Raw genomic sequence first — 5,140 nt, forward strand, 5'->3', positions numbered from 1 at the left:
TCATGACAAGACCGCCGAAAGCTTCCTGGGCTTCATCGACATCACGTCGATCCGCCTCTGGCTGCGCCATTTGTCAACATGACCTAGGTCCTGCCAGACCTCTCAAACCCGGCCGGCTTCCCCCCTGGTCAGCGTCGTGTTTTTCGGCCTGACGCCTGAGGCCTTGGCCAGAATGGCCAGCTTGCCGTGGAGGATGCGGTAATCCGCATTGTGGTTGTAAGCATGGATCGCGTCCAGCAGCAGTTCCCATTCCGTCTTCGTCAGTCCTGGGCCGTTTATACAACTGTCTTGGCTGCTCATGTGAATGTCTCGGTCGCGAATGTTGTATCTGGTATCTTCGAGAAGCGGATGCCTCCCCAAAACCGCACGTCGAGGTGACAGCCCTGGGTGTGTCCGCCTGTTCTGCGTGAACTCCGCAACCGCCATGGCCGCAAAGCACTTGGTCATGGCTCTTCCGAAGCACCGCAGGGAAACTCTACTCAACGTTTCAGAGAAGTCCCGAGATTTATTAGATTTATCGCCCTCTGGTATAGCCAATCGGCTATATCTAAATCGTCATGTTTCTTGAAAATGCGTAGAGGGTCGTGGATGCAGGGTGTGATCCGTACGAGGATCTCTGCGTGGCTAGCTATCGCCCTCGAGCCCGGAAAACGGTGATTTTTCTTCAACTATCAGGCCAGCGCCGCAGGATGTTGCGCGTCGATGTGGCGATGAAACAACGACCTTGGCGGAAATTTATGATCCTCCGAGACGTTGCGTCCTGCGGTTTAGACGTGATGAGGAAAAGGGGTATGAGCCATTGCCCTGCACGCGTCACCGGGTTGTTCAACTGCTCTGGTTTGGAGGGGACCGGATATGAGCACCGATCTTTCCTTGGCAGCCTCGTGGTTCTGGATGTGGCGCGGCGCATTGCTGCAGATGGGCCGCAGGTGTTCGATCATACTGACGATTTCAGCCAGAAATATGGCGTTCAGGCCCAAGACATGCTCATGAACGGCGGCCTTGTCGACGCCTTATACAGGTTCGGCATCGAGGCCCTTCCTGCCCGCTTTGAAGGGCCAGGCTTCAGCAACCCCGCAGGCGTCAGGCCCAGGCCCAGGACGGATTGAGGCCGCTCGAACCCTCAGCCTTGTTCTTGACAGAGAAGTCTTGGCAGTCGGGCGCGTCCCGGCGCGCCGGGATCAGGCTCTCGTTCCGGCCGCTGACGCGCCCTCCGCCCGAGCCGCGCTAGCGCGTCTCGGCCCATGCGGGGTGCGATCCTTCGCGCGGGATCCGGGGGCAAAGGAGAGGTGCTCGGCGCTTGAGAGGACCGGGTGCTATTGGATCAGAACTAGGGAGAATTTAGGTTACATAAATCTGACTATTGAAGTCGCATCTGGGGTAGCGCGTCCAGCGCGTCCACAACCTCATTGAGGTAGTCCCCGACTGCTGCTCCGGTTCTGGGAACTATTTGGAGCAAAGATCCATGGAGCTTTATCTCTCTGGCCAAGGACGTCCGGTTCCCTATTCTTTCCATTCCTGTCCATTCGACCTGACCGCGGGCACCTGCTTCCCGTCGGCAAGTCTCACCAAAAGAAGACGCCGGCCGCCGAAGTGGCCACGGCCAGCGCTGTTCCTCGTGCCCAGAGGACCACACCAACCGAGGAGCGCAGCAGCCTCTGCGTCAGGTCGGCGCAGAAGATCACCAGGAGGAAAACCCCGAGCAGCGCCAGGATCGTGGCCGCGATCAGCATGAGCGTCTCCTGAGCACGCACTCCGGTCAGATCGATGACACGCGGCAGAAGCACGAGATACATCACGACCGTCTGTGGGCTGCTGAGGCAGAGGGCAAGCCCAACCAGCGCCGAGGAGATGATACCGCAGGTCGGTGCTGGATGAGCGGCCGGCGCCGCCGAGGCGCTCCACATCCGGAATGCCATCCAGAGAAGCAATCCGACGCCCGCATATTTTCCAACAGTAAAAATCTCGGGATGCGCCTGAAGCCAGAACCCGAGACCGGCGCAGATTGCCAGAATGACCAGAACGTCGCCTACGCACATACCGATCGCCAAAGCACATGCGCCTGCCCGATCCTGGCTGGAGGAGCGCGCGACCAGCACGGCGACCAGCGGGCCCGGCGCAAGGGTCAATGCGCCAAGGGTCGCCATGTATGTCAGAAGCGCCGCTGCTTCCATGAGCCTCTTGGAAGCCTTGCCCCCTTTGACAAAGGAGCCCGGCCCGCCTTCTCGATCTGATGACACAAGCTTTTAGAACTTCAGGCTAAGTCGGCAGGCGAGAGGGCAACATACGCCGGATGGGGGGATGTGGTCAGAAAAGCAGCAACGCGCGCGGCTCGAGGTTCCGCGGTGGACAGCTGGCACGGCCGCTCAGTCGCCTGGCTCCGGGATCACGATTGGAGCCAGGATGGGCGGGCCCTGTCCCTGAGCCATGACGGCGGCCTGGCAGATGATGTCCGCTTGCCGCCTGCAGCCCGTCTTCCAGAAAATCGTCTTCAGCTGGGTGCGGACAGTGGCCTGCGACGTCTTTCTTTGCGCTGCGATCTGGTCGAGCGTGTGCCCTGTTACGAGGCCTTCAACAATGCCCGCTTCGGCGCATGTCAGGCCATGCATGGCGCAGAACCGGTGCACCCCCTCTGGCAGTGCGCGCGCGGGATCATCCAGCTGCATGAAGCAGGACACAGCCGCAGCGGAGGCGCTGCCCGCAGGACCTGGACGATAAACACAGACATGCAACGGCAGCCCGCCGGACCTCCGCTTGAGGTGTCGGTGCTGAACCGCAGGAGGTGCGTCCGAAGTTAGAAGATGCTGCACGCAGGAGAGGAGGTCCGCATCCTTACAGAGCAGTCTCCCCAAGGGTCCAATGCTGAGTGCCTCGGTCTGGGCCAGGAGGCTCAGGGCTTCGGCATCGGCCGCCACAACCCGCAATCTTGTGTCAATCTGCAACCGACCTCCGGACGGCGATCGGAGGCCTTCAGCAGAGCCCTCGCGGCGAATGCGAAAGGCACGGCACAGATGCGGAACGAGAAGAGTGATCATGCGGCGGGCGTGCTCGAGCCGCTCCTCGCCAACATCCGCGCTGACGATACTGAAAAAGACATGCAGCCGAGCATCGCGGTGCAGCGTCACGCCCAGTCCGGTTTCGATGTCCTGCGGACGCAGGTAGTCCTGGAAATATTCGCTGCGTTTCAGGACCTCGCGCGGCAGCATCTCGTCGGCCTGCATGACCTTGCCGAGCGGGCGCCGCATGGCGTGACCCACCCAAGGGTTCACCCTGTGATAGTAATCGTTGAACTTCGCGACCACCGCCTCATCAAGGCCGGCCGTCAGCGACATGGCCCCGGCGCCCGAACCCTTGTCATGAAAGAACAGCACCGACTTGCCGTTCGGCATGAGGTCGCAGGTTCGTGTCACGAAATCCTGCCAGGGCGCCTCGCCAAATAGCGCGGCATAAAGGCGATCGATCAGTTCGCCTGCATCAGGGGGTGCTGCTCCCATAGCATGCATTCACCTCCATTGCACAGATTTGAGGCAGATTACCTCATTCGGGGGATTAGTCATTCCTTCATGCTACCTTAGTCTGAGCCTCACGTCTTTCCCTCTCCTGCGGGCCGCAGGCCCTTAGGGCAGAAAAGACGGAACCGGGACCTCATTTTTGCAAGCAGGGAAGGGCTCGGCCGCACAGTGCAAGCCAGAGGGGCGAACCATGATCGAACTGCTCATCAAAGCCTGCCTTTTGTCCTCTCAGTTGTCCGCGTCGGAGGGAGAGTGTCGGGACTTCAGCCTGCTCTTCGACCCCCGCGAGGTCAGCCTCATCACCTGCATGACGCAGGCTCAGCCCATCATTGCGCGCTGGCAGGAAGCCCACCGGAAATGGGAGGTCCGACGCTGGCAGTGCGGTATGCGGTCGATGAACGTCAGCAGCATCTGACACAAAGGCCGAGCGTTAGCTGCTCCCCGTCCAATCACCCTGTAGCGAACGTCAGATCAAAGAATGACTGCTGCTTCGGGCGCATGAAGCCTTGGGAGTAAAAAAAACGGAGGCGCTTTGTGGCGGGGCCGAAGCCATACATTTTCCTCTTGTAAGGGAAGCGTGTGCATCGACTTGCGATCGGCATCGTCCACCATTATCTTACCTCTGTCTTACTTAGGGATGTTGCTATGGGTGCGCCTGCTCCCCTTACAACGACAATTTCCACCAAGGGTCAGGTAATCCTGCCCAAGGCAGTGCGCTCGAGCCGTCATTGGACCGCAGGCACGCGCCTTGTGGTCGAGGACACGCCCGAAGGCGTGCTCCTGCGCCCAGCTCCAGCGTTCCCCCGCACTGGCCTCGATGAGGTGTTCGGGATCCTGCCGACTTCAGCCTCCCCCAGGACGATCGAGGAAATGGATGCCGCCGTTCTGGAGGAGGCAGCCCGGCGGCATGATCGCGATTGATACCAATATCCTGGTCCGCTTCCTGACCAACGATCACTCCGAGCAGTCACCCCGCGCGCGGGCCCTCCTAGAGGACCATGAGGTGTTCGTGGCTCTTACCGTTCTGCTCGAAACCGAGTGGGTGCTTCGGAGCGCCTACCGACTTGCGCCTGAACGCATCTATGCAGCCCTGCGTGCCTTTGCCGGGCTGCCACAGGTGCGCATCGAGGCGCCGGATCGTCTTGCCCAAGCGCTCGACCGGGCCGAGGCTGGCCTCGATTTCGCCGATGCCCTCCATCTGGACGCTACCAACCAGGTAGAGGCTTTTGTCACCTTTGACGCACGCCTCGTCAGAGGAGCGCGCCGACTGGGACTGGTCGCTGTCAGGGAGCCTGATTAAGGGCATATTCAGCCGGAAGTATGGTTCCCAGGCCTACGACATGCTCATGAACGGCGGCCTTGTCGAAGCCTTCTACAGGTTTGGCATTGAAGCCCTTCCTGCCCGCTTTGAAGGGCCGGGTTTTCGGGGCGACCGAGGCCCATGTGTACCGGACCCCACCGAAGTCTTCTGTGAGAAGCCGATGACAGAGGTGGACACCCTGCCCCAACCTCCTAAACGGCCAAGTCACGCTTTGGCCTGCTGCCGGTTTCGTGGACACGAAGATAAGATCGTGACCAAGGGACTGGAGATCACACATGACGAGACGGAAGTTCAGCCGCGAGTTCAA

At 60.4% G+C, this 5,140-nt stretch carries 8 protein-coding genes and 1 pseudogene; 6 read left to right on the plus strand and 3 right to left on the minus strand.

Going from position 1 to position 5,140, the window contains the following annotated elements; translation table 11 throughout:
* A pseudogene (locus tag BLQ03_RS18150) lies at positions 1-82 on the plus strand (IS5/IS1182 family transposase); the annotation flags it as partial.
* 20 nt (positions 83-102) lie between these two features.
* Here the strand turns inward: BLQ03_RS18150 and BLQ03_RS18155 are convergent.
* The gene (locus tag BLQ03_RS18155; protein ID WP_139166801.1) at positions 103-300 is read right to left on the minus strand and encodes a hypothetical protein; all 198 of its coding nucleotides are present in this window, start codon (positions 298-300) and stop codon (positions 103-105) included.
* Positions 301-620: 320 nt separating this feature from the next.
* On the opposite strand from BLQ03_RS18155, the gene BLQ03_RS17270 reads away from it, so the two are divergent.
* Complete coding sequence (locus tag BLQ03_RS17270; RefSeq protein WP_139166802.1) at positions 621-1,109, plus strand: hypothetical protein; 489 nt, start codon at positions 621-623, stop codon at positions 1,107-1,109.
* Positions 1,110-1,565: 456 nt separating this feature from the next.
* Here the strand turns inward: BLQ03_RS17270 and BLQ03_RS17275 are convergent, their stop codons facing one another.
* A complete protein-coding gene (locus tag BLQ03_RS17275; protein WP_090757531.1) occupies positions 1,566-2,174 on the minus strand; it encodes a LysE family translocator in 609 nt (202 codons plus the stop codon).
* Between the two features lie 192 nt (positions 2,175-2,366).
* Entirely contained in the window at positions 2,367-3,494 is a 1,128-nt protein-coding gene (locus BLQ03_RS17280; RefSeq protein WP_139166803.1) for a helix-turn-helix transcriptional regulator, read from the minus strand.
* Between the two features lie 208 nt (positions 3,495-3,702).
* On the opposite strand from BLQ03_RS17280, the gene BLQ03_RS17285 reads away from it, so the two are divergent.
* The 4 genes from BLQ03_RS17285 to BLQ03_RS18725 form a co-directional block, all read left to right on the plus strand.
* Positions 3,703-3,927 (plus strand): hypothetical protein, encoded by a 225-nt coding sequence (locus BLQ03_RS17285; RefSeq protein WP_090757533.1) that lies wholly within the window; start codon positions 3,703-3,705, stop codon positions 3,925-3,927.
* A 230-nt stretch (positions 3,928-4,157) separates the two neighbouring features.
* A complete protein-coding gene (locus BLQ03_RS19280) occupies positions 4,158-4,433 on the plus strand; it encodes an AbrB/MazE/SpoVT family DNA-binding domain-containing protein (RefSeq protein ID WP_090757534.1) in 276 nt (91 codons plus the stop codon).
* Positions 4,420-4,812, plus strand: a complete 393-nt coding sequence (locus BLQ03_RS17295; RefSeq protein WP_090757535.1) for a type II toxin-antitoxin system VapC family toxin — start codon at positions 4,420-4,422, stop codon at positions 4,810-4,812. The genes BLQ03_RS19280 and BLQ03_RS17295 overlap by 14 nt, the downstream gene beginning before the upstream one ends.
* A gap of 40 nt (positions 4,813-4,852) precedes the next feature.
* On the plus strand, positions 4,853-5,140 hold a 288-nt coding region (locus BLQ03_RS18725; RefSeq protein ID WP_217629794.1), incomplete at its 3' end, for a hypothetical protein.

The organism is Paracoccus chinensis (assembly GCF_900102885.1).
Taxonomy (GTDB): domain Bacteria; phylum Pseudomonadota; class Alphaproteobacteria; order Rhodobacterales; family Rhodobacteraceae; genus Paracoccus; species Paracoccus chinensis.

Coding starts and splice junctions, on each gene's coding strand:
- BLQ03_RS18155 (WP_139166801.1), bottom strand. CDS start 300: ATGAGCAGCCAAGACAGTTGTATAAACGGCCCAGGACTGACGAAGACG.
- BLQ03_RS17275 (WP_090757531.1), bottom strand. CDS start 2,174: ATGGAAGCAGCGGCGCTTCTGACATACATGGCGACCCTTGGCGCATTG.
- BLQ03_RS17280 (WP_139166803.1), bottom strand. CDS start 3,494: ATGGGAGCAGCACCCCCTGATGCAGGCGAACTGATCGATCGCCTTTAT.
- BLQ03_RS17285 (WP_090757533.1), top strand. CDS start 3,703: ATGATCGAACTGCTCATCAAAGCCTGCCTTTTGTCCTCTCAGTTGTCC.
- BLQ03_RS19280 (WP_090757534.1), top strand. CDS start 4,158: ATGGGTGCGCCTGCTCCCCTTACAACGACAATTTCCACCAAGGGTCAG.
- BLQ03_RS17295 (WP_090757535.1), top strand. CDS start 4,420: ATGATCGCGATTGATACCAATATCCTGGTCCGCTTCCTGACCAACGAT.